Genomic DNA, 22242 nt, shown 5'->3' with positions numbered 1-22242 from the left:
TCGCCAGTTCCACCACTTTTTGCCGCAGTACGTCCCCGGTGACGAACACATCCAGGCGCAAGCTTTCCGCCCCTCGCTCCGTATCCCACCGTGTACAGGTTCATGCGGCCTGCCGTTCGACGCTCATCGTGGGGCGCGCCCGGTCCGGGGAAGAACGTGCCACCCGTGCCCCGCATGATGGAAGAAAAACAGAGCGCAAGGGCCGCTCACACCTGGCGCTTCGACACACACGCTGGCGATCTGACCCGACCGGGAACGACGCACCGCCAGTACCCGAGCGGTCTGTTTGTGCGTCGCGCCGAGCCACTTGCCGACTGCCATTCGTAACGACTGCTCTACCGCCATTGCCGCGCTCCCACCGTCCGTTGAACTCAACGTAGGCGGCTCTCGCAGTCGCCTCCATCGGGACTGGCCGATAGTTCCCTGAGGGATCGCTGGTTCCCGTGTCAGGATTTCCTTCGTGTAGCGGAGAGCCGGCGACCTGCGCAACTTATTCGGTGATCAGGCGATACCGGATCGCGTAGCGGATTACCTCGGCATTATTGGAAAGGCCGAGCTTCTGCATCAGCCGCATCTTGTGGGTACTGATGGTCTTGGCGCTGAGTGCACACGCATCCGCAATGTCGTTGATGCTCTTGCCCGTAGCCAGCATCTGTAGTACCTGAAACTCTCGATTCGAGAGAATCTCGTGTGGTGCCGCGTCGCCCGTATGTTTCTCGAACACCATGGCGTCGACGAGCTTCGGGTCGATAAAGCGTCCGCCGTCAGCGAGCTTTCGAATCGCTGCGAGCAGCACTTCGGGATCACTGTCCTTCGTCACATATCCCGTGGCGCCGGCGCGCAGCGCCCGCGATGCCACCTGCGCCTCGTTGTGGATGCTGAGCACAAGCACCGGTAGCGTAGGCCGTTCCGAACGCAGGCGGCGGATAAGATCGATGCCGCTGAGACCTGGCATGTTCAGGTCAAGCAGCAGCAGATCGATTTCGCTGGTTTTCAGTTTCTCGATGACCTCCGGGCCCTGCCCGGCCTCAGCCGTCACGACGATGTCGGCCGTCGTCGCGAGAATCTGCCTGAGTCCACCACGCACGATGGCATGGTCATCGGCGATAAGTATCCTGATCATGAACTGCAACCGCCCTCACACGGAACATGTATTGACACCGTTGTACCCTTCCCTGGCTCGCTGTTGATTCCCAAGGTCCCACCGATCAACCGCGCGCGCTCCGCCATACCTAGCAGACCATACGCACGGCTTGCATATGCGGCCTTCAGATCGAACCCGCAACCGTCGTCGCTCACGCTCAGACCGAGCGAACCAACGCCCGTCACGAGCGTCACGTTGACGCGCCGCGCTGCGGCGTGGCGTGCAACGTTCGTCAGCGCAGCCTCTACGATTCGGAACAGCACAGTCGCCTGCATGTCCGACAATGGCGGTTCGCCGCCTTCGACGTGCAGTTCGTACTGGATTTTGTCGTGCTTGCGCGATTGGCCCGTCAGCCACTCGAGGGCCGACACCAGGCCAAAGTCCAGTGCCGCGGGTCGCAGCCGGCTTGCAACGTTGCGGACCATCCAGATCGTGCCCTCGACGAGCTCTCGCATATCATCAGCCCGGCCGAGGCCCTCTGGATCTTCAGTGAGCCGCATCCTCAGCAACGACAGGTCCATCTTCACCGCTGTCAGCAACTGGCCCAGATCGTCTTGAACTTCGAGCGCGCTCCGTTTGCGCTCATCTTCGCGGACGCCATCCAGGTATGCCGACAGTCCGCGCTGCTGCTCACGCGAGCGGAGGAAATCCTCCTCGTTACTCTTGCGCCTCGATATGTCGTGCAGGCCAACATATATTGCTGGTCTGTCGTCGTAATTCGCCAGGCGTGCGGTCGCCATTGCCCAAAACTGCGTCCCGTCCGCGCGGAGCATCCTGACTTCGGCATCGCCGAAGCTGCCTTCAGTAGCGAGACAACGAACCAGCTGCTCGCGCTCCGCTGGATCAACGTAAAAATCAGCCATATTGATGGTACCGCACGCCTGCTCGTCCAGACGCAACAACTCGCGCAGCCGCGCATTCGCATAGAGCAGATGGCCGTCGGGCATCGAGGCGATGCACATCGGGACAGGGCCCGACTCGACGATCATGCGAAACCGCGCTTCGCTGGCGTGCAGGCGTGCATCGCTAGCGCGCCGTTCATCGATCTGCGCTGCAAGCTTCGCCCTCACGCCGGCCAGTTCGTCGGCAGCCCGCGCGACGCGCTGCTCGAGTTCCGCGTGTACACGCGAGTGCTCGGCCTGCACGAGACGTTGCCTGCGCGCATCGTTGAACAACTGATGCTGCTGCAAAATGCACCGCTGGCGAGTCCGATGCAACTCGATATGCGTCCACACCCGGACCATCAACTCGTCGATGCGCACCGGCTTCGACACATAGTCCGCCGCACCTGCGCTGATTCCCTCCGCAAGGTCATGGCCGCCGTGCGCCAGGGTCATAACGATCACTGGAATATTGCACGTGCGTTCGTCACGCTTCAAGCGACGACAGGTTGCAAGTCCGTCAATGTCCGGTGAATCGAGGTCGAGGAGAATCAGGTCAGGCTGCGATTTACGTGCGCACGCCGGCACCTCAACGCTGTCGTGCACGGTTAGCACCCGGCAACCCTCTTTTGCGAGATGGTCCGCGATGACGCTGATATCGGAGGGTGTACCGCCGGCGACCAGGATCGTGCATGGAGTGTCCGGCCCAATTGCCTCGCCTAGGTGATCGCTCATGGGGACGCGCCGCCCGTCGCAAGCGGAACTGCACTCACCTCAATGACGACGCCATGACGCTGACCATAGCACGGTCCCGGCCATGTCCCAATCCTGCAGGAAGTCAGCATGCCCATGAGTGCTCCAGTTCTGGATTTCTTGTTCTGCACTCTTGCCAAACGCAAAGCTTGCAACCGGTCCAAACAACAATCCGCCGATGTCCCTTGCGCACAGGACCTTTGCCGCATCTAGCCGTCCCTCAGCAAAGCGGCATCAGTAATCGCTGCCTCCAATGACGCCCGACCCACCCATGACCTGCGATTCCGGCAAGCTGGCAAGCGAACGGCTCATTGGCATTCCCCCGGTCGATAAGTTCGTCGGAAGCTGTGCATGCGTAAGCAAAGCGTCAACCTCTGCAGTTCATCGCATGCTGCCTCTTCAGTGCTTTGACAGCTCTTTTATCATGAACCAGCCGGCGCAACCGCGCAGTCATATTCGATGGCAAACATAGGAAGGAAATCCTGAATCTCCTGTCAGGCAATCCCTATATCGGGTTGTCGAACGACGCTCCGGATTCTCTCGACAACAACGTTGCGCAGCGGCGGTCGTAGGAGTTCGAAATCGAAGGAGACCGCCTGGCACCTGCTGTCCTGCGGGAGCGTTGAAACGGGTGATGGTGAATCGATGTTCAGCCACCGGAAGCAGGCACGCTCAGGCAGATGAACGGCGCGCCGATCGATGATCGCATGACGCGCCCGGGAAACATCATTCGCTTACCAGCGCCCGGCGTCGAAGCATCAAGTCGCGACTCAATGTCTCGAAGCTCGTCATTGCGTGATCGAGTACACGGAGCATGTACTGGCGATGGCGCTCTTCGTCGTTCTCGTTTCGCCAGTGAGGAACCGGATATCGCGGCTGCTGTGCGGACAATACCGGCGCCCGATCATCCTCGGCGCGCTGCCGCCACTCTTGAAGGACCTGATCGAGTTGCGCGTCATCATTCTGGTACCACGCCTGCACGACGGCATCACCCAGGAAGCTTCGCCGCAAGCGGTCGCGCTGCTGAGACCAGACCGCAACGCGTTCGATATCGACCGCCGACGCATCCGTCGCACCAGCGGCAAGATGTTGAGCGGCGAGAAACTCGTCGTGCGCTTTCATGTAAGCCTGATAGTGTTCGACGATCCGCACTGCTTCGCCATACGCCGGCGACGGTAGTTCGCTTTTCAGATAGGCCCGCAACTGTTCGGCCCGATCGTCCGTCTTCTCCAGCAGGTAAGAATTAAGCAGGTCGAGCAACGCGGCATTCACGATCAGCTCGTGGTTTTCCGTAACGGCGAGCCGGGGATCGGCACGCCCGACGCGTGGTGCGGAGCCGGACGAGCCGGCCGGCCCGAACGCGGCGGCGGCCGGGCGCGCCTCGCTCGCCGAACTCGCGACGGCTGGCTCCGGATCGGACTGCAGAATCCGGAGCACGCCCGCCGTCACGCAAACGACCGCGACGGCCATGATGCACAGGTGCCGCATGTAACGGCGTTGTTCCGTGTGGCTATGAATCTGCATGGATATCCCGTTTCCCCATGCGCGCGGACCGCTGACCGGTTCCGTCGCATGGGGTGCGCAGCGGCTTGGTGGTATCAGAACGAGCAGCTCGGCACGCTTCCCGTCGTCGTGAAGCTCGACGTGGTCACGCCGGTTCCGGAGGGCGTAGCGTCCGAGTTATACAAGCCGACATTCGCATACTGGTCGCCGCTTTGCGCGGTCGCATCCAGGCTGACGTTGGCCAGCCAGGCGCTGACCGGGTAGCCCGAATTGCGCCCGTCGATCTTCGTGTAGGCGCCCGACAGCGATTGGGTGGCATACGCGCCGTTCACGACGATGTCCGACAGCGACGGGCTGCCGCCTGCCGTGCAGGTGTTGTAGTTCGTGTCCATGACGATCAGATGCTTCACGTCGACCATGCAGGTATTGACGTAACTCACCTGCTTCACCGTCAGCGCGCACGGGCCAGTCTTTACGTTGATGCCGTTGGCGTCGGTCGACGGCGTGCCGTTCAGATCGTTCCCGTACACGTAGTTGTTCTGGAACAGGATGTTCGACACGGTGTTCTTGTCGATACCGCCCACCGAAAGGCCGTGCGTGCCATGCAGCCGTGTATTGGCAACGGTGACGTTCGAGATGTTGCCGGAGTTGGTCTTGATCGCGATGCCGTCGTCGCCGGCCTCGATGTCGGAGTTGATCACCGATGCGTTGGTGAGGCTATCGATATCGATGCCGTCGGCGTTCTTGCGCGTCGCGGGCGTCCGGATGGACACGCCCCAGGCGGTGAAACCGTTGCCGCCTTCCACGTAGAGATTCGGATGCGCGGCCTGCGCCAGCGTGACGTTGTAGACGATGAAGTTCGAAATCTTGCTGGCCTGCACCAGCCTTGGCGTTCCGGAGATGATGTCGCCGCGCCCGTCGACGGTTCCCGGTCCCATCAACGATGCATTGGTGCCCGAAAACTTCAGCAGGGCGGCATTGCTCGCGTAGTTGTTGCCGAGCAGCGTCGCGCCCGCGCTGATTGTGAGGCTCGCGCCCTTGATCGTCAGGCTGCCCGTGTAGAACGCATCGTTGGAACCCGATGGCGCAAGCACCACGCTTTGGCCGGTTCCCGCACACTGATTCAATGCGTCCTGAAGGCGGCTCGTGTCGTCGGTAGCCGGAGGCGACGAGCGTAGCGAACTGGAGAGATTCGCGTACAGCGTCTGGCAGACGCCGGGATAGGTCGGTTCGCTGACCGACCGGCTATCGCCGGTCGCCAGCGATTGCGCGCCGGCGGAACCCGCGCTCAGGAAGATAGCGGCGACGAACAGGCTGGCGTTATGTTTCATTTTCATTGAAACGGTCATCCTTTTAACAAAAAAATACACACAGACGAACATTGGCCGTTCAGGTTCACCTTCGACGGACACGCGACGAAGCCGCGCGTCCACCACATGAACGGGAGGTTTCGGGAAAAACTGAAGGTGGATCGCAAACGCTTGCAATCGCGTGCATCAGTGGCCGTTACGACCGCGGGCTCCGTGCGCACACGAACGATCAACTCTGCGCGAGCGTAGCGATTTGGTCCGGCGGTAACGCGCCGCGATAGATGCGGAACTCGTCGATCGCTCCGTTAAAGTACGGGTCCGCCGCGAACTGCGAACGTCCGATCCAGTTCTGCGCGCTCGGGCCGAGTCGCCACGGCGCGAACGCCACGTCCATCGTCTGGCCGGTCTGGCTGCCGTTGACGTACAGCGTGAGCGTCGCGCCCGAGAGCGTCACGGCTACATGTGTCCATTGGCCGCTAGGCAGCGGCGCGTTGCCGTTGACCTGACGCTCGTTGTGAGACCCGTTGAGCGTGATCGAAAAGCGCACCGTGCCACCACTACTGTCGGGGGTAAGCATCATGTAACGGCCGGTGCCCGTGCCGAAATCGAACACGCGCTCCCATTGCTTCGTGCTGCTTGCATTGCGGAACACCCAGGCCGCGATCGTGAAATCCGAGACGTCCTCGACGATGTCGTTGGGTAGGCTGACGTAGCCGCTCGAGCCGTCGAACAGCACCGCGTTCCCGGACTTGCCCGCCGTGCGCGACGCTCCGCCGACGAGTGTGCCCGCATGGCCGTTGCCGGTCGAGTCGCCCGCGGTCGTACCGCCGGACTCGTCGAAGCCCAGCCAGGTGTGCAACTGCACGGCCGTCACGGCGACAACCTCGTTCGAGTTCGCGCTCTCGCCCGATGCGGTCGTCGCGCTGACAACGTAGTACCATGCGCCCGCCTGCGGCCTGTCCGTGTAGGTCAGCACGTCGGTGATGCCGCTCGCAACGGTCGTGTACGGGCCGCCCGATTTCGCGGCGCGCTTGACGTTGTAGCTCGTGCCGTTCGCCACGCCCCACCACGACAGCACCACCTGCCCCGCTGCCGGCCAGGCGGTCACGCCGCTCGGCGCGGCGGCCGGCGTCACCGGATCGCGCGTGAAGACGAGCGAGCCGTAGCCGAGTTGGTCATAGCCGCCGCTCGTCGTCCCGTAGTTGCCGCCGCCTCCCTCCGGCTGGATCGCGAGCGCGAACTTCTCGGACCACGGCGCGGCCAGCCCCTGGCGATTGACATAGTGGTTGTAGACGAGCGCCCAGATGGGACGGGTATCGCCTTGCGAGGCCGTCGAGAAGCCCGGTTGCACCACGTCGACATTCGCGTAGCTCTCGTACGGCACCGTGAGGTAAGTCCCGTCGGATTGCACGAGGTTAGCCTTCGCGACATACTCTGCGCCAGCGAGGAAGCGGTTGTTGTCGTAGCCGTAGAGATCGATGCCCTGGTTCCAGGCCATCTCGCAGATGGCGCCGCAGAGCCCGATACCCAGGTTGTTATGCCCCTGGTCGCGCCCGCTCTCCTGCCACTGCCCGAGGTAGCCCGGGTGCAGGTAGTAGACCGCCTGCGCGATCGCGCCGTTGCCGAGCCCGCTCAGGTAGTAGTTGACTGCTTCGTCGACCATCGCGTGGTCGTCACAGAGCACGCCGATCGCCATGATCGACGCCATGCTGCACAGGTCCCAGTTGGCCCAGTAATGCGTATAGTCGGTGTTGTTGTGGCGGTTCAGGAAGTCGATGTTGATCGGATAGAAGACGTTGGACATCATCGACTGGAATGCCGTGAGGTCGGTGGCGGCCAGACCCGTGTAGCTGCGCATGATCTCGCCGACGATCGCGAACTCGTAGCCATAGATGCCGGCGGCCAGGTCGACGTTGGTATCGCCGCCGAGACTTTGCAGCGTCGAAGACCACGCGTTCATGATCTGTACCGCCTTGTCGGCGTATGCCGTGTCGCCGGTGACCTTCCAGTACAGCGCGCAAGCGTAGGCGGCGGCGATGTCGCCATAGAGCTGCGGATAGTTCTGTGGTCCGGTGCCCCCGCGATTGATCTGCGCGGCCGGCCGCGGCGACCAGGAAAGCCGCGTGTGGCCGTTGGCGGTCAGCGCCTGAAAGCCGGCATACCAGGGCTGCGCCTGCGCGGCGACCTTCAGTGACATGCGGTCGAAGTCGGCCTGCGTGTGCAGGAGTCCCGGATGGATGAACGCGCCGCTCGTCGCAACGGCGGCCTGGCCGGTTGCCGCTCGCCCAAGCACCAGGCTGGCCGTGTTGATGCTCGCCGCCATAACAGCGGCCGAGCGGCCCGCGACGGCATCGCTGCCACCCCCGCCGCATGCGCTCAGCGCAAGCGCGCCGAGGCCGTGCAGGAAGGAGCGGCGCGACATTGCCAAGGTGAAACTGTCTGTTTTGGTTTGATCCATATCGCGATTCCGTTTGTGGGGCCGTGGCTGACAAAACCTATCCGACGGAAGGTTGCCTTGCTGCTTGATCGGCAATATGGGAAGTGCCCGGGAGATGTTGTATTGCTCGCGAACGTCATCGGCCACGCTGGCAAACGTTTGCATCTGCGAGTAGCGAACCGGTGCAGCAGAGACATATCTTTCTGTGTTATCGACACAAATTGCTGTTTCCTGATGTTGGCATCGTGTAGGGATTGGCTGAAACTTGGCGAGGGAAATTCCTACGGATCCGGCAGGAACACATCGAGAAGCCGTGTCAAGGTACTGGCCCGGACGGCGGCCTCGCGTACGTTGCGGCGTCGCCTCGCTGCTCACGCAAGCAAATCTATCGTTGTGCATCGCGCGAGGCAGGCCGCCGGCGGCGGCGAAGCAGTCAGGAAGGCACAATGCAGGGGGTGTGCACGACGTCCCCAAGCTACTGCCGTTCAAACGCGTGGAGTGCGACGCACACTAGCTTGATGCTCGCATGCTGGTGTCGCTCTCTCGTCGCATGGCGGGGCCGAACCGCGCATGATCCATCGCGTGTGGAGCATCGTGCTGATCGAGGACGTGCTGCGTGCGATCAGTTCGGCACTTTTCACCTGGAAACCCGCGAATTACAGTTCGGTGAGGATGCCTATGTTTCCGGCGCAGGCCTGCCGTCCTTCCGTATTCCGCAGTTGACTGGCGCCTGCCTGGAGGAATTCAGCGTAGACGGCCTGCGCTAACTTCTGCAAACGCGTAGAAGATGTGTTGAGGAACGTCGAGGCTGCACGGATCGTCAAGCCACAGGATTCCGCAAGTTTCGGCTGCCGACGCACCAGGGACGATCGCCCCTACATCAAATCGTCCTTCGGGCGCCTCGCCAGTGGCGGGTTCCACAAGCTTTCGGTTACCACTGGCGGTTCCCCTGCAGACAGGCGAAGCAACGACCCGAAGGCCTCAACGTTCGCCACGCAGTTCCCGCTCGAATCTGCGCAGGAACTGCTGGATACGCTGATCGCCAACTACAACGCGACGCCGCATTCAGGCCTCGGATATCGCAGCCCGCTCGAGCAGCTGTAGCTGCTGGTCACCCATGGTTCGATGATGCTCCGCACGGCGGCCTACCCTTGATTCCAGTGCATTTTGCGACGCTAGGTTGATCCTAGTTCGAGGCGGGTTTGCGAGGCGGCCCCGTTAAAATACCTCACCAAATCAGGCACTTCCTGTCTCCCTGTCTGGCCCCTTCCCTTTTTGATCGACTCGTCGAAGTTTTTGCACGCCGAAGTGCCGCTCGCCCTGCGCCCATCGGGCGGAACTTGAGTAGCGGCGCGCCGATGGAGATCGGTCCGGCTCAAGCTAGCCGTCGCTGCTTCGCATTCAGGTCGGCGACGCTCGGCAGCAAATGATGCGCATAGCGTTCGATCGGGAAATCGAACGTTCCGCGCAGGTTGATACGTTCGAGATGCGTCGGCGCGATGCGCCGCAAGTCGCCCGCCTGAACGGCCTCTCCACTCATCGCCGGTTCTGTTGCAGTAGGGCCCACGTTAAAATTGGGTAGCGAATTTTTGAGCTGTGCGATGAAGAAGACGAAGACACCGCGAACCACACTCGCGCCGGGCCTGGCCAAGGTCCTGAAGCGCCTTCACTACCCGCTTGAAGTGATTTTGCTGTGCGTGCGATGGTACGTGGCCTATTCGCTGAGTTTGCGCAATCTTGCGGAAATGATGGACGAGCGTGGTATCGCGGTGGATCATTCGACGGTGTACCGCTGGGTCATCAAACTGCTGCCGCTCTTCGAAAGGAGCTTCCGCAAGCACAAGCGTCCGGTTGGGAAAAGCTGGCGAATGGACGAGAGCTATATCAAGATCAAAGGCGAGTGGAAATATCTTTACCGGGCAGTGGACAAGGCGGGCGACACGGTCGACTTCCTGCTCAGGGCCAGGCGGGACAAGGTCGCTGCCCGGCGGTTCTTTGAAAAGGCGATCGCCCATAATGGTACGCCAGAGACCGTGACCATCGACAAAAGCGGCTCCAATCTGGCCGCACTGGATGCGGTGAATGCCGATTGCGAGACGCCGATCAAGGTCCGTCAGATCAAGTACCTGAACAACATTGTCGAACAGGACCATCGGGCTATCAAACGCCGGACCCGGCCGATGCTGGGATTCAAGAACTTCCACCGTGCGAGGGTCATTCGCGGCGGCATCGAGGTAATGCACATGATCAGGAAAGGACAGATGAAATGTGCGGGCAAATACCCGTCGTCTGCTTCCCAGCAGTTTTACTCCCTTGTGTCATAAGCAATACTTATCATATCGATATTTCTCGTCCCGACACCGTTACTGCAACAGAACCCGCCTGACCGGAGACGGGCAGGAACTGGAGCTTGCCTGAATCCAGCGAGCCAGGCTGCAATCGGTACCACCTCCGGTTATGCGCCTTCCAGCGTTCGCGTCAGCATGCCTGCCCTTCCCCATGTCAATCGCCCATCGCGCACGGCATTCAGTGCACCGAACCCAGTGGACACAATATGGATACCAAAATAATCTCTCACCCTACCTATTCTGAATAACGAGCGCGTCAGTACCCAATGCGGTCAAACATGCCCTTCGGAAGCGAACGTCGAGACGCCGGCGGCGATCATCCAGGCGATTGGGACAATGTCGAACGCTACTTCGCGCTGACTGACAGCGACATCGCCGCGCTTAACGAGCGTTTCCGGCGCGCTGGCGCTGGCATCCAGTTGGTGTTTCTGGCACCATGGCTTTCATCTCTTCGAGAGTGCCCATGATCGTGCCACGTATGTCGACCTGCTCGACAAAGATGCGCAGCAGATCGGTTTCCGCGGAAGGGCGGCTCGTGACCCCGTTGATCACCACGACGCCGCCACGTTTGACAGCCCTCAGGCTGTCCGCCCAGGTCACGGCCCCGATGTTGTCACGACTGCATCAGTGCGGCGCGGCAACTGATCGCCGTGGCGGAATATCCGGTTGGCGCCGAGGCGCTCGGCGATCGCGGCACCCTCGTCATTGCGCGTCGTGGCCACGAAGCCGGCAGCACAATCCATCTGAATGAGCGCAGTCGACATGCCGCCCGAAGCGCCCTGCACGAGCAAGGACGGCGGACGCTGCGCTCATACTCCGCCGTTGACCGGGGCACTCTCACGCACTTTTATCAGGTATCACATAAGAGTCAACGTGCCACGAGGGCTGGCTCTCGCAGGAACGGTGTACGTCAGCCAGAAGCCTGGCGTCGATGCGAGCCGGCCGATGGATAGCTTGACGTCGATCCAGGTCTGTCACAAATCGGGAAACAGGGCAGCCACCACCGCGTGCCAAGTCAAATTCAGGATGCTGGAACACGTCGTGCTTGCCAAACCTGGTGCCCCTTCTTCCATCGCACTCGGGAGACCTGTCATGCAAACCGGACTCACCGCTGGTTTTTCTCACGTCAAGCCGCAGGACACGTCACTCACGCGCGGTGGGCTGCGCGATTTCTTTGTCTCTCGTGATCTGGAAATCGTCAGGGGCACAAGGTGGTCGCGCAACGTATTAGGGCAAATCTTGCGCCAAAGTTGGGCGCGGGCTGGCACCGGCATGAAGCAGATTTTCATATCGTCAGCATGCTCTAAGTCGGGGCGAGCTTCGTGTACGCCGACAAGGAAACGCTCGTCGAAGCGGGCGATTGCGTCCATCAGGCGCCGTCCGTTTCGAACACGCGCCAGACATGGAGTACATCGAAATCGTGAGCCCTGCCGAATTCAAATCGGTAGACGTGGAAGCGCCGTGCCGGCGCCCAAGTAAGTATAAAGCGGCAGCAAGCGACACCCTGACGCATGCACAAGCTTGCCGCTGCACGTACAGTTGATATGTCCGCCGATTACTGTGGCGGGTCACGAAGCCACGAACACGACCGGAGAGAATCATGCGCATCACGCTCCATCTCGGCACCTTCGACCGCCTTGACCCGAATGCCTATGCGATCCTTTGGCTCGACAACGACACCCACAAGTGGTCGCGCGAAGGTCATGCCGGTCTCCAATTCCCCGACTGGGGAAAGCTGCGGGTCGATGCTCGCGGCACGCTGGTGTGCGACCAGCATAATGCGCGCCCCCTGTTCATCCTCGACGGTCTCGCTGTGGAAGCCCAAACTGGCCCGTTTGAGGGGGAATCAGGCGAGGCACTCTGGTGCAGCACTGAACGCGAAAGCGGATCGGTCGTTGCAGGGCACTGGCATGTGCAGTGCGTCGACAAGGACACCGTGCTTGCCGAGCACAGCGTGTTTGCAGAGGACGAGGTCTGACCTCGGACGCGCCTTCGCCTCGTTGCATGCGAATCTTCGGTGAATCCCTGAAAGCCCGTGTCAGCGGGCTCGAACTATTCCAGTTCCGGAATGACGCGTCTGGTTAGGGACAAAGGATGCCGACGTCCAAATCGACCAACTCCTGCCGATGACACGAACTGGCTTTTCGAGCATCGTGCTCAACAACGGCCTCACCCCGGCGCAAGCTGGGTATTCGTACTTTTGGTGCAATTTCTGGCGATCTGATCGAAAAACCTTAAATACCAGCACCTTGCACTCCTTCGGCTAGTCAGCAAAGCCTTGTAGCGTGGGGCTCTGAGGAACGCAAGCGCCAAAAATTGCACCAAAGATGGTGTCAGAGTGCAAGTCCTGCCGGCACAATTCTTTTACCCTCATCCCTGACCGACGGAGATACGACCACGTTTAAAGCTCCCACACGCCCACTTAGATGACCCCTGCATCGCTCGCAACCGGAGCCACACTCTGGTCAGCGGCCCTACGCTGCCAAACGACTTTTGCAATCGAGATATCGCTATATACACCGCCCCCTTGAGCGCTCCGTTTGCGGAATTAAGGGTCGCCTCCGTACGCGTGCCGCCGGCGAGGAATCTGTACGGGGCGTCTTCACCGAGACCTGCGAGCTGTCCTTTGATGCCTGCGAAGCGCGCCGTGTTGCGATTTGACTCGTAGAAGCTCGTCTTCCTTTCGATTACTCGCAAGCGGTGTCCGAATGGCAAGCGACTTGGGTCGCCGCGTCCCTGCACCGATTTCAGCTGATCAGTACTGACCTTAAACCTCGGAAACTTCATTTCCGCTCCCGTACGATACTCCGCCGCTTCATCAGCCCTAATTTTCGGCATGTCAATGTCGGGATCTAGATCCTTCCAAATACCCGTGCAATATCCCGCGCGAATCATCGTGTCAGGATTCTCAGGCGGCTATGTGATGGAGCCTGGGATCGACTACGACGAGATCGAGACCTTCGTGGTGCCGAAAAACACCACGTATATCGTCCGTGCCGAAATGGACCACTACGACGAAGACCCGGAGGTCGAAGTCGGCGCTTCCTGCATCGTTGCGGCCAATGACCATGCAGCCCCAAAGAAATGATAAGTATTGCCGTAGACGTGAACGACTTGATACCGGGGCCGGCGGCGACGTAGTCGATAGCCCTCATCGAGCCCCTTCAGGTTCCGCCGTTGGAAGGGACGGCTGTATCGACCAAGGCCGCGCCACATGGGCTAGCTAGCCAATACATGAAAGTACTGATTCGGCTCCAGCACGGCCAACTTCAGGAGGTTGTAGAGAAGAACGCTTGGCTCTACACGCGTTGCTGACTCCACAGATGTTGCCGTGTAGTGCGCTTGAAGGGCACGTCCGCCGCTGTATGAGCAGACGAATGAGTTGCCTCTCTTGATTGACGGGCACGAGCGCGACGATAAACTAGAGCGTGTTAGGCACTTTGCGCCGGACCTGGTAACCTGGCGGCATGAAAGAACGCAAGCCCTACCCGACAGATGTCTCGGATGAGGAATGGAGTTTCGCCGCTCCGTACCTGACCTTGATGAGCGAAGACGTGCCACAGCGCCGATACGAACTGCGTGAAATGTTCAACGCGCTGCGCTGGATGGCGCGAGCTGGAGCCTCCTGGCGCATGCTCCCGACAAACTTTCCGCCGTGGGAACTGGCGTACCAGCAAACACAACGCTGGCTGAACGCGGGTTGCTTCGAGGCGATGGTCAGTGATTCTGTGCTGCGCGTCGCGCAACAGCGTCAGGGACAGCCCAGCGCGGTCATTCTGGATGGACGCACGCTGCAGTCCACGTGCGAAAGTAGCCCGCGTGCGGGTTACGACGGGCATAAGCGCAAACGAGGTAGCAAGGTTCATATGGCAGTCGATACACTGGGCCTCTTGCTCGCTGTTCACATCACGCCGGCCAACGAGCAAGAGCGTGCGCAGGTGGCTGAACTCGCGCGGCAGGTTCAGCATGCAACCGGTCAGACGGTGAAACTCGCGTTCGCTGGCCAGGGCTATACGGGCGACAACGCTGCGCAGGGCGCGCGTGAGGAAGGCATTGAGCTGCATGTCATCAAACTGCCCGAAGCGAAGAAAGGTTTCGTGCTGTTGCCCCGCCGCTGGGTGGTCGAGCGCAGCTTCGGCTGGCTCAACCGATTCAGGCGTCTGGCGCGCGATTATGAACGCTTGCCCGAAACTTTGGCGGGGCTGCACTTTGTCGTCTTCGCCATGCTCATGCTCGTTCATGCCGGACCAATTATGCAAAGTACCTAACACGCTCTACGTCAGATGAACTCCCTAAACGGTACCGACGTAAATCGCGCCAGCATACTGCGGGAGGATGGTGAGTTCACGCTCTACCGGGTCCAGCCCGCCGGCAGCACCGGCAGTGTGCTGGTAGTACGTCCCGCCGACGAACATCCCTCAACCACCCTTCTCGAACGCCTCGCTCACGAGTTCGCGCTGAAGGACGTACTCAACAGTCAGTGGGCAGCGCGCCCTTTGAAGCTGGTGCGCGATGACGCACGGATGGTATTAGTGCTCGAGGATCCGCTTGGCGAACTGCTCGAACGGCAAATCGGCGGACCTCGCGAGGTGGGACATGTGTTGTCCCTCGCTGTGGGCATTGCAGCGGCGCTGGGTAAAGTCCATCAGCACGGCCTCGTGCATAAGGACATCAAACCCGCGCATATTCTGGTGGACTGCGTCGACGGCCACGTGCGGCTCACTGGCTTTGGCAGCGCCTCTCGACGCACGTATGAACGGCAATCGCCGGAACCGCCGGAAACGATCGTCGGTACCCTCGCCTATATGGCGCCCGAGCAGACTGGGCGGATGAACCGCTCGATCGATTCGCGCAGCGACCTCTACGCATTCGGAGTCACGCTCTATCAGATGCTCACAGGGACCCTGCCGTTCACCGCGGCCGACCCGATGGAGTGGGTACATTGCCATGTTGCACGCAACCCGGTACCGCCCGGCGCGCGGGTAGCAAGTGTGCCGCCTGTCGTCTCGGAACTTGTCATGAAGCTGCTCGCCAAGACTCCCGAGGAACGCTATCAGACTGCGGCCGGTGTCGAGCATGATCTGCGGCGTTGCCTGTCCGATTGGCAGCGCCAGCACCACATCGATGCCTTCGTGCTGGGTGAACGTGACACATCCGACAAGCTTCGCATCCCCGAGAAGCTTTACGGGCGCGAGCGCGCGATAGAGGCCATGGTCGCTGCGTTCGAGCGCGTCGTCACGAGCGGCACGCCTGGGCTGGTGCTGGTGTCCGGCTATTCCGGCATCGGCAAGTCCGCAGTCGTCAACCAATTGCACAGGGCGCTTGTACCGCCGCGGGGGCTGTTCGCGTCGGGCAAGTTCGACCAGTACAAACGCGACATACCCTACTCGACACTGGTGCAAGCCTTTCAGGGGCTGGTGCGACCGCTCCTTGGCAAGCACGACAGGGAACTGGCAATTTGGCGCGACACGTTGATCGGGGCACTAGGGCCGAATGCGCGCCTTATGACCGAACTGATCCCGGAACTGAAGCTCATCATCGGCGATCCGCCACCCGTCCCGGAACTCGAACCTCACGAGGAGCGACGCCGCTTCCAGCTCGTTTTCCGGCGCTTCATCGGCGTCTTCGCCCAACATGAACATCCGCTGGCCCTGTTTCTCGATGACCTGCAATGGCTCGACGCCGCGACGCTCGACCTGCTGGAAGATCTCCTTACCCGGCCAGACCAGCAATACCTGATGCTGATCGGCGCCTACCGCGCAAATGAAGTTGATGCTGAGCATCCACTAATGCGCAGACTTCAAACCATCAGGACCACAGGCGCAAGGCTCGACGAAATTGCCCTTGAGCCGCTCGCCCGCGAGCATGTGGAGCAACTGATTGCCGAAACACTTTGCTGCGAGCGTGAACGCGCCGCACCGCTTGCCGCGCTCGTGCATGAGAAAACGGCCGGCAATCCGTTTTTTGTGATCCAGTTCGTGCACACGCTTGCTGATGTTGATCTGGTCACCTTCGACCATGACGCGACCTGCTGGCGCTGGGATCTGCCCAGCATTCACAGCAAGGGATATACCGACAACGTGGTGGACCTGATGGTCGCGAAGCTCGCACGCTTGCCCATCGAAACCCAGCGCGCGTTGCAACAGCTCGCCTGCCTTGGCAACGCCGCCCCCGTCGCGATGTTACCGAAGGTTTTGGGGGTCTCCAGGCAGGCGGTCCGGGCGCTACTGCAGCCAGCGGTTGATCAAGGGCTGGTCGAGCAACTGGAACTTGCCTACCGGTTCGCACACGACCGCGTACAGGAAGCGGCGTATTCATTGATCCCGGAGCACTCGCGCGCCGGCGTCCACCTGCGTATCGGACGGCTGCTTGCGGCGCTAACGCCCGCTGACAAACGTGAAGCGGCAATCTTCGAGATCGTTACACAACTGAACCGTGGCGCAGCGCTGGTGACCTCCCGGCAAGAGCGTGAGCAGCTGGCCGGGTTCAACCTGAGCGCCGGCCAGCGGGCGAAGGCGTCAACAGCCTACGCATCGGCGCTCACCTATCTGAGCGCCGGTGCGGACCTCATGCGGGACGATTGTTGGGAACGCAGGCGCGATCTGATCTTTGCACTGCAGTTGAACCTTGCCGAATGCGAATTCCTCACCGGCCGGTTATCGGTCGCGCAAGAGCGACTAGCCGAGCTATCAAGCCGTGCCAGGACCACGGTCGAACAGGCGCAGGTCACGTGTCTGCAAATGGATGTCTACCTGACCCTCGACCAAAGTGGTCGCGCAGTCGACGTCTGTCTCGAGCATCTCCGGCACGTTGGTATCGACTGGTTAGCGCATCCGGAAGAGAGCGACGTACAACAGGAGTACGAAAGTATCCGGTCACGGCTTGGCGGCAGGACGATCGGGACACTCATCGATCTGCCTCTGATGAAGGACCTGCCGTCTCTCGCGACCGCCAACGTGCTGAGCAAGCTCCAGAGGCCGGCCTGGTTCTTTGACGCGAACTTGGCTTCCCTGGCCATATGCAAGGTGATCAGCCTTAGCCTGGAGCATGGCAACTGCGATGCGTCGTGTTTTGCGTATGTCATGTTCCCGCGGATTGCAGGACCACGCTTTGGCGATTACCACGCCGGAATCCAGTTCGGCCAGCTTGGCTTCGATCTGGTCGAGCGCCGTGGGCTCAAACGCTTCGAGGCGGTGACATATCTCTGCTTCGCCCTGTATGTCGTGCGCTGGACAAAACATGTGTGCGTTAGTAGCGAGGTGCTGCGCCGCGCATTCGAAGCAGCGAGCCGGATCGGGGACATCCCGTCTGGCGCCTATACGCGCTGCCATATCGTATCAGACCTGCTTTTCGCCGGTGCACCATTGATCGAGGTCGAGCGCGAAGCCGAACAGGGCCTCGCGTTCGCCAGCAAGGCGCGTTTCGGTCTTGTCGTAGATAACATCACTACGCAACTCGCGCTAATCCGGATGCTCAGGGGCTCGACGCTGAAATTCGGTCACTTCGACTACGACGAATTTAACGAACTTCGTATGGAACAGCATTTGTCCGGCAACCCCGCGCTCGCGACGGCCGCGTGCTGGTACTGGATCCGGAAACTGCAGGGACGATTCCTTGCAGGCGACCATGTAGCCGCCATCAACGCGGCGTTGATGGCGCAGCAGCTGCTGTGGAGTTCTTCATCGCACCTGGAGGAAAGCGAATACCATTTCTTCGGTGCACTGGCACGGGCCGCACATTGCGACCGTGCCCCGGCCGCGGAGCGACAGCAGCACCACGACGCGATCGCCGCACATCGCCGGCAGTTGGAGATCTGGGCTGAGAACTGTCCGGAGAATTTTGCAAACCGTGCGGCGCTGGTGGGCGCCGAGTTGGCTCGCCTGAACGGCTGCGATGTCGAAGCAATGCGTCTCTACGAAGAGGCCATGCGCTCGGCGCGTACACATGGCTTCGTACACAACGAAGCACTTGCCAATGAACTCGCGTCAGGCTTCTACGCGGCGCGCGGCTTCGACAGGATTGCCCGCGTGTATTTGCGGGACGCATGCCGGGGCTACCAACGCTGGGGTGCCGAAGGCAAGGTGCGCCAACTTGAGGCGCTGTATCCGCTTCTCGGGGACGAAGAGCGAGCGCCCGGCCCGGGCAGCACAATCGGCACCCCCGTTGAACACCTCGACCTTGCTACTGTCATCAAGGTGTCGCAGGCCGTTTCCGGAGAGATCGTCCTGGACAAGCTGATTGATATGGTCATGCGCACTGCGATCGAACAGGCGGGCGCCGAGCGAGGATTGCTGATTCTTCCAGACGCGGGCGGACAAAGGATAGCCGCGGAAGCCAAAATCGAGGGGGACACACTCCGCGTGCAACTACGCGATGACCCCGCGAACCCCACCGTGATACCCAAGTCGGTCCTCTATCATGTGTTGCGAACGGGCCAGAGCGTCATTCTCGACGATGCCACACGCTCGTCCGCGTTCGCTGCGGATGCCTACATCCTCCAGCATCGAGCCCGCTCAATTGTGTGTCTGCCCCTGACGAATCAGGCCAGGCTTATCGGCGCCCTGTACCTCGAAAACAACTTGGTCACCCGTGCCTTCTCGCCAGCGCGAATTGGTGTGCTGCGGCTGCTCGCGTCGCAAGCGGCAACCTCGATCGAGAATACCCGACTGTACCGCGACCTGAAGGAGCGCGAGGCCCGGATCCGGCGACTTGTCGACGCTAATATCATCGGCATCATTGTGTGGAACGCAGAGGGCGACATCCTTGAGGCCAATGAGGCATTCCTGCGCATGGTGGGATATGACCGCGAGGATCTTGTTTCGGGTCGTCTGCCCTGGCGAGACCTGACCCCGGTGGAGTGGCGCGAAAGCAGCGAACGGGCTCTCGCGCAGATCGGGCACCAGGGAGGCATTCAGCCGATCGAAAAAGAATACTTCAGGAAGGATGGCAGTCGTGTGCCCGTCCTGGTCGGCCGCGCGGCATTCGACGGCAGTGGGAACGAAGGCGTCGCGTTCGTGATCGATCTGACGGTGCTCAAGGAGGCGGAGCGCCGCCTGCGCGAGTCCTATGAGATGCTGCGGGAACTCACGTCACATCGCGAAATGGCTCGCGAGGAAGAGCGCAAGCACATCGCGCGAGAAATGCACGACGAACTTGGACAGCACCTCACCGCGCTTCGCCTGCAGGCGTCGGCATTACGTATGCAACTGGGCAACGATCGCCCGGAACTGGTCGAGCAGACGCAGGCGCTGATTGCGCTGGTGGACAAAACCATGCAGGTCGTCAGGGGCGTCATCGCGGCGCTGCGCCCTGCGGCACTCGACACCGGCATTGCAGCGGGGCTCGAGTGGCTCGCGGCCGAGTTCAACCGCAACGGTCGCACGGTATGCCGCCTGCACTTGCCCGACGAGAATATCGTCGTGAGCGAGCCCTGCGCTGTCGTGCTGTTCCGCCTCGTTCAGGAAGCGCTGACCAATGTCGCCCGCCACGCAGCGGCGCCCCATGTGGTCATCATGCTGGAGCGGACAGTGGACTGCTGCCTGCTCGAAGTGCGCGACGACGGTCGAGGATTCGATGTTCAGGCGGCCAAAAAAGGTTCATTCGGACTCGCGGGCATGGAAGAACGCGTTCTGATGTTGCGCGGTCAGATCAACGTTATCAGTTCGCCGGGAGCCGGCACGACAATCAAGGTGAAACTTCCGGACCATCCGGCCGCATCGACATAGCTACGGCATCGTGGACGCGTATTCGACATCCACCCTTCCACGACCGACAACCCGGAGCGGCCATGTCCACACGGTCGCACGGGCACTCCCCCCCCCGCACGCCCGCCGTCGTGGCCGGGCGCGCGAGTCGCCCGTCGCGGACGTCTCCGGTGTCAGGCCAACGGCAAAGTCGTCTTGATCGAAGTGTCGGCCGCAACCGATGAGCCGAACCCGAACCCGGCCGCGCAGACGCTCCTGCTTCAATCGGGTACCCGCGCGCTGCCCCCGGTCGCAGCGAACCTGTGGGCAATCAAGGCGCCCATTCGGTACGGTGGAGGGAGGCAAGGCCTGGTTTTCGCGAAATTGCTTTGCTTTCCACGACGTATGCACTGCAAAACGCAAGCTCGCCATTTTCGGCGATAATTCGCGCTTCGCCGTTTGCAATCTGGACGACGCAGTTTTCTCCCCACTGCTCGCGCACCGATGCAAGCCACTGGCGTTGTCTGCGTGTGAGATAGAACGGCCAGAGGTCCCGCCTGTCCCCGTTGGGCTGTTGTGGAAAGCGAAAGGTCACCTCGCATCTCTTCGTCATGTGTTCCCGTCCCGCCATTGGCAATGGGGGCTTGTGCGACCGGGACCCTCGTCAGAGTAGCCGACAGACCACGTTCGCCTTTAGAGGTGTTAGGGAAGGTCTGCAAAAGGCCTGGCATTGAGCTTCCCGTGAGCTATCCTGGGAAGAAGGCGTAAGTTGAGGAGGCCTCGATGGCGCAACTTGGACTCGGTCTGGATCTGACAACGAAGCGCACGCGTAAGCGAGAGTTTCTCGATGAGATGCGGCGGGTTGTGCCTTGGTCGAGGCTCATTGCGCTGATCGAACCGCACTATCCGACGGGCAAGACTGGTCGGCCACCATTTCCGATCGCGACGATGTTGCAAATTCATTTTATGCAGCAGTGGTTCGGTCTGTCCGATCCAGCGATGGAAGAAGCGCTATATGACGTACCGCTGTATCGTGACTTCGCAGGGCTTGACGGCGGGATGGCGCGTTTGCCCGACGAGAGCACGATTCTGCGGTTCCGTCACCTGCTTGAGGCACACGGGCTGGCTGCGCAAATGCTCGCACTGGTCGCCGAGATCCTGGTGGAGAAAGGCTTGATGCTCAAGACCGGTTCGGTGGTCGATGCCACGTTGATTCCGGCGCCGAGTTCGACGAAGAACAACTCCGGAAAGCGCGATCCCGAAATGCGTCAGACCCAGAAAGGCGGAAACTGGTACTTCGGAATGAAAGCGCACATCGGTGTGGACGCTGAATCTGGCCTGGTACACACCGTTATAGGCACAGCGGCCGAAGCGTTGTTGCACGGCGAGGAAACAGACGTATACGCTGACGCTGGATATCAGGGGATCGAAAAGCGTTGCGAGCATGACGCGGTACGCTGAACATGTCGCGATGAGGCCAGGCAAGCGCAGAAAACTGGATCTCAGTGATCGTGTGGACGCAATATACGATCAGATTGAGCGGCTGAAGGCCGGCGTCCGCGCCAAGGTCGAACACCCGTTCCGCGTACTCAAGCGGCAGTTTGCCTACACGAAGACCCGATATCGTGGTTTGGTGAAGAACACAGGCCAAATCACGACGTTGTTTGCGCTGTGCAATCTGTGGATGGCGCGTAGAGCTTTGCGGAGAGCTTGAAAGACCCGGAGCTGGACCCGCAAGCTTCAGCGGGCAGCGCCTTGAGCGGCGCAAAAAAGCAGATGCCTCCAGACATTCCTACCGCTGACATCGTAAAAAGCCAGAAGGCCTGCGCGCCAAAAACGGGTTATGCAGACCTTCCTTAACAGCACTCTTCGAGGGATAACAGCCCCTTCGTTCATTTTGTTAAGGGTTCTTAGTCACCAAATTCAATCCTGCGGGAGCTGGACGTAGGAATGCCGGGGGGATGACTTGAGATGCCCCAGGTGGCTAGCAGACCGTCAAAGTTCGGCTCTGCGCGGGCTGTCTTCAGGCCAGGGAGCACATGCCCGGGCCGATACCTGTAGTGGTCAACTAATTTCGGACAGGCAGATAGGTTCTTTTGCTATCGGATTCGCCTCGTAAGCGGCGGGCGACAGATAGCCCAGCGTGGAGTGCAAGCGCACCGGATTGTAGAAAGCGACGATGT

General features: G+C 60.8%; 16 protein-coding genes and 1 pseudogene. 9 read left to right on the top strand and 8 right to left on the bottom strand.

The genetic code is table 11. The features are described 5' to 3' along the window. Nucleotides 1-490: 490 nt before the first annotated feature. The 5 genes from VSR72_RS34985 to VSR72_RS34965 all read right to left on the bottom strand — a co-directional run bounded on the left by VSR72_RS34985 (nucleotide 491) and on the right by VSR72_RS34965 (nucleotide 8049). Nucleotides 491-1123 carry a response regulator transcription factor gene (locus tag VSR72_RS34985; RefSeq protein WP_342956886.1) on the bottom strand — a complete coding sequence of 211 codons (633 nt, stop codon included), beginning with the start codon at nucleotides 1121-1123 and terminating at the stop codon, nucleotides 491-493. After that, complete coding sequence (locus tag VSR72_RS34980) at nucleotides 1120-2760, bottom strand: response regulator (RefSeq protein ID WP_342956831.1); 1641 nt, start codon at nucleotides 2758-2760, stop codon at nucleotides 1120-1122. Before VSR72_RS34980 ends, VSR72_RS34985 begins: the two co-directional genes overlap by 4 nt. Before the next feature lie 744 nt (nucleotides 2761-3504). After that, complete coding sequence (locus tag VSR72_RS34975) at nucleotides 3505-4302, bottom strand: hypothetical protein (RefSeq protein ID WP_342956830.1); 798 nt, start codon at nucleotides 4300-4302, stop codon at nucleotides 3505-3507. Between the two features lie 74 nt (nucleotides 4303-4376). After that, complete coding sequence (locus tag VSR72_RS34970) at nucleotides 4377-5618, bottom strand: glycosyl hydrolase family 28 protein (RefSeq protein ID WP_342956829.1); 1242 nt, start codon at nucleotides 5616-5618, stop codon at nucleotides 4377-4379. Between the two features lie 202 nt (nucleotides 5619-5820). Beyond that, the gene (locus tag VSR72_RS34965) at nucleotides 5821-8049 is read right to left on the bottom strand and encodes a LamG-like jellyroll fold domain-containing protein (protein WP_342956828.1); all 2229 of its coding nucleotides are present in this window, start codon (nucleotides 8047-8049) and stop codon (nucleotides 5821-5823) included. A gap of 563 nt (nucleotides 8050-8612) precedes the next feature. On the opposite strand from VSR72_RS34965, the gene VSR72_RS34960 reads away from it, so the two are divergent. Next, nucleotides 8613-8795, top strand: a complete 183-nt coding sequence (locus VSR72_RS34960; protein WP_342956827.1) for a hypothetical protein — start codon at nucleotides 8613-8615, stop codon at nucleotides 8793-8795. A 25-nt stretch (nucleotides 8796-8820) separates the two neighbouring features. Beyond that, nucleotides 8821-9132 carry a hypothetical protein gene (locus VSR72_RS34955; protein ID WP_342956826.1) on the top strand — a complete coding sequence of 104 codons (312 nt, stop codon included), beginning with the start codon at nucleotides 8821-8823 and terminating at the stop codon, nucleotides 9130-9132. 271 nt (nucleotides 9133-9403) lie between these two features. Here VSR72_RS34955 and VSR72_RS34950 read toward each other — a convergent pair whose 3' ends face one another. Next, complete coding sequence (locus tag VSR72_RS34950; protein ID WP_342956825.1) at nucleotides 9404-9568, bottom strand: hypothetical protein; 165 nt, start codon at nucleotides 9566-9568, stop codon at nucleotides 9404-9406. A gap of 61 nt (nucleotides 9569-9629) precedes the next feature. Here VSR72_RS34950 and VSR72_RS34945 point away from each other — a divergent pair, with 61 nt between their 5' ends. Further along, nucleotides 9630-10352 carry an IS6 family transposase gene (locus VSR72_RS34945; protein WP_342956824.1) on the top strand — a complete coding sequence of 241 codons (723 nt, stop codon included), beginning with the start codon at nucleotides 9630-9632 and terminating at the stop codon, nucleotides 10350-10352. Between the two features lie 405 nt (nucleotides 10353-10757). Here the strand turns inward: VSR72_RS34945 and VSR72_RS34940 are convergent, their stop codons facing one another. Further along, a complete protein-coding gene (locus tag VSR72_RS34940; protein WP_342956823.1) occupies nucleotides 10758-10976 on the bottom strand; it encodes a hypothetical protein in 219 nt (72 codons plus the stop codon). Next, the gene (locus tag VSR72_RS34935) at nucleotides 10973-11140 is read right to left on the bottom strand and encodes a hypothetical protein (RefSeq protein ID WP_342956822.1); all 168 of its coding nucleotides are present in this window, start codon (nucleotides 11138-11140) and stop codon (nucleotides 10973-10975) included. The genes VSR72_RS34940 and VSR72_RS34935 overlap by 4 nt, the downstream gene beginning before the upstream one ends. Nucleotides 11141-11468: 328 nt before the next feature. Between VSR72_RS34935 and VSR72_RS34930 the strand changes: the two are divergent. From VSR72_RS34930 to VSR72_RS34905, 6 genes and pseudogenes are all read left to right on the top strand, one after another. Beyond that, nucleotides 11469-11919 (top strand): annotated as a pseudogene (locus VSR72_RS34930) (cupin). Nucleotides 11920-11976: 57 nt separating this feature from the next. Then, nucleotides 11977-12354: a DUF3564 family protein gene (locus tag VSR72_RS34925; protein ID WP_342956821.1), complete on the top strand. Its 378-nt coding sequence runs from the start codon at nucleotides 11977-11979 to the stop codon at nucleotides 12352-12354. A gap of 894 nt (nucleotides 12355-13248) precedes the next feature. Continuing rightward, on the top strand, nucleotides 13249-13464 hold the full coding sequence (locus VSR72_RS34920; RefSeq protein WP_342956820.1) for a hypothetical protein: 216 nt from the start codon (nucleotides 13249-13251) through the stop codon (nucleotides 13462-13464). Nucleotides 13465-13843: 379 nt separating this feature from the next. Beyond that, nucleotides 13844-14644: an IS5 family transposase gene (locus VSR72_RS34915; protein WP_342956819.1), complete on the top strand. Its 801-nt coding sequence runs from the start codon at nucleotides 13844-13846 to the stop codon at nucleotides 14642-14644. Nucleotides 14645-14659: 15 nt separating this feature from the next. Beyond that, nucleotides 14660-20101 carry an AAA family ATPase gene (locus VSR72_RS34910; protein WP_342956818.1) on the top strand — a complete coding sequence of 1814 codons (5442 nt, stop codon included), beginning with the start codon at nucleotides 14660-14662 and terminating at the stop codon, nucleotides 20099-20101. A 741-nt stretch (nucleotides 20102-20842) separates the two neighbouring features. Next, nucleotides 20843-21773, top strand: a protein-coding gene (locus VSR72_RS34905; protein ID WP_342956817.1) for an IS5 family transposase whose coding sequence is annotated in 2 segments (ribosomal slippage) — nucleotides 20843-21517 and nucleotides 21519-21773 — 930 coding nt in all. Because the reading frame shifts where the segments join, the coding sequence is not laid out codon by codon here. The last annotated feature ends 469 nt before the right edge of the window (nucleotides 21774-22242 follow it).

The organism is Paraburkholderia sp. JHI869, from assembly GCF_038900775.1.
In the GTDB taxonomy this organism is placed as follows: domain Bacteria; phylum Pseudomonadota; class Gammaproteobacteria; order Burkholderiales; family Burkholderiaceae; genus Paraburkholderia.
The sequence above is the reverse complement of the archived record's forward strand: the minus strand, read 5'-3'. Positions and strand labels throughout refer to the sequence as shown.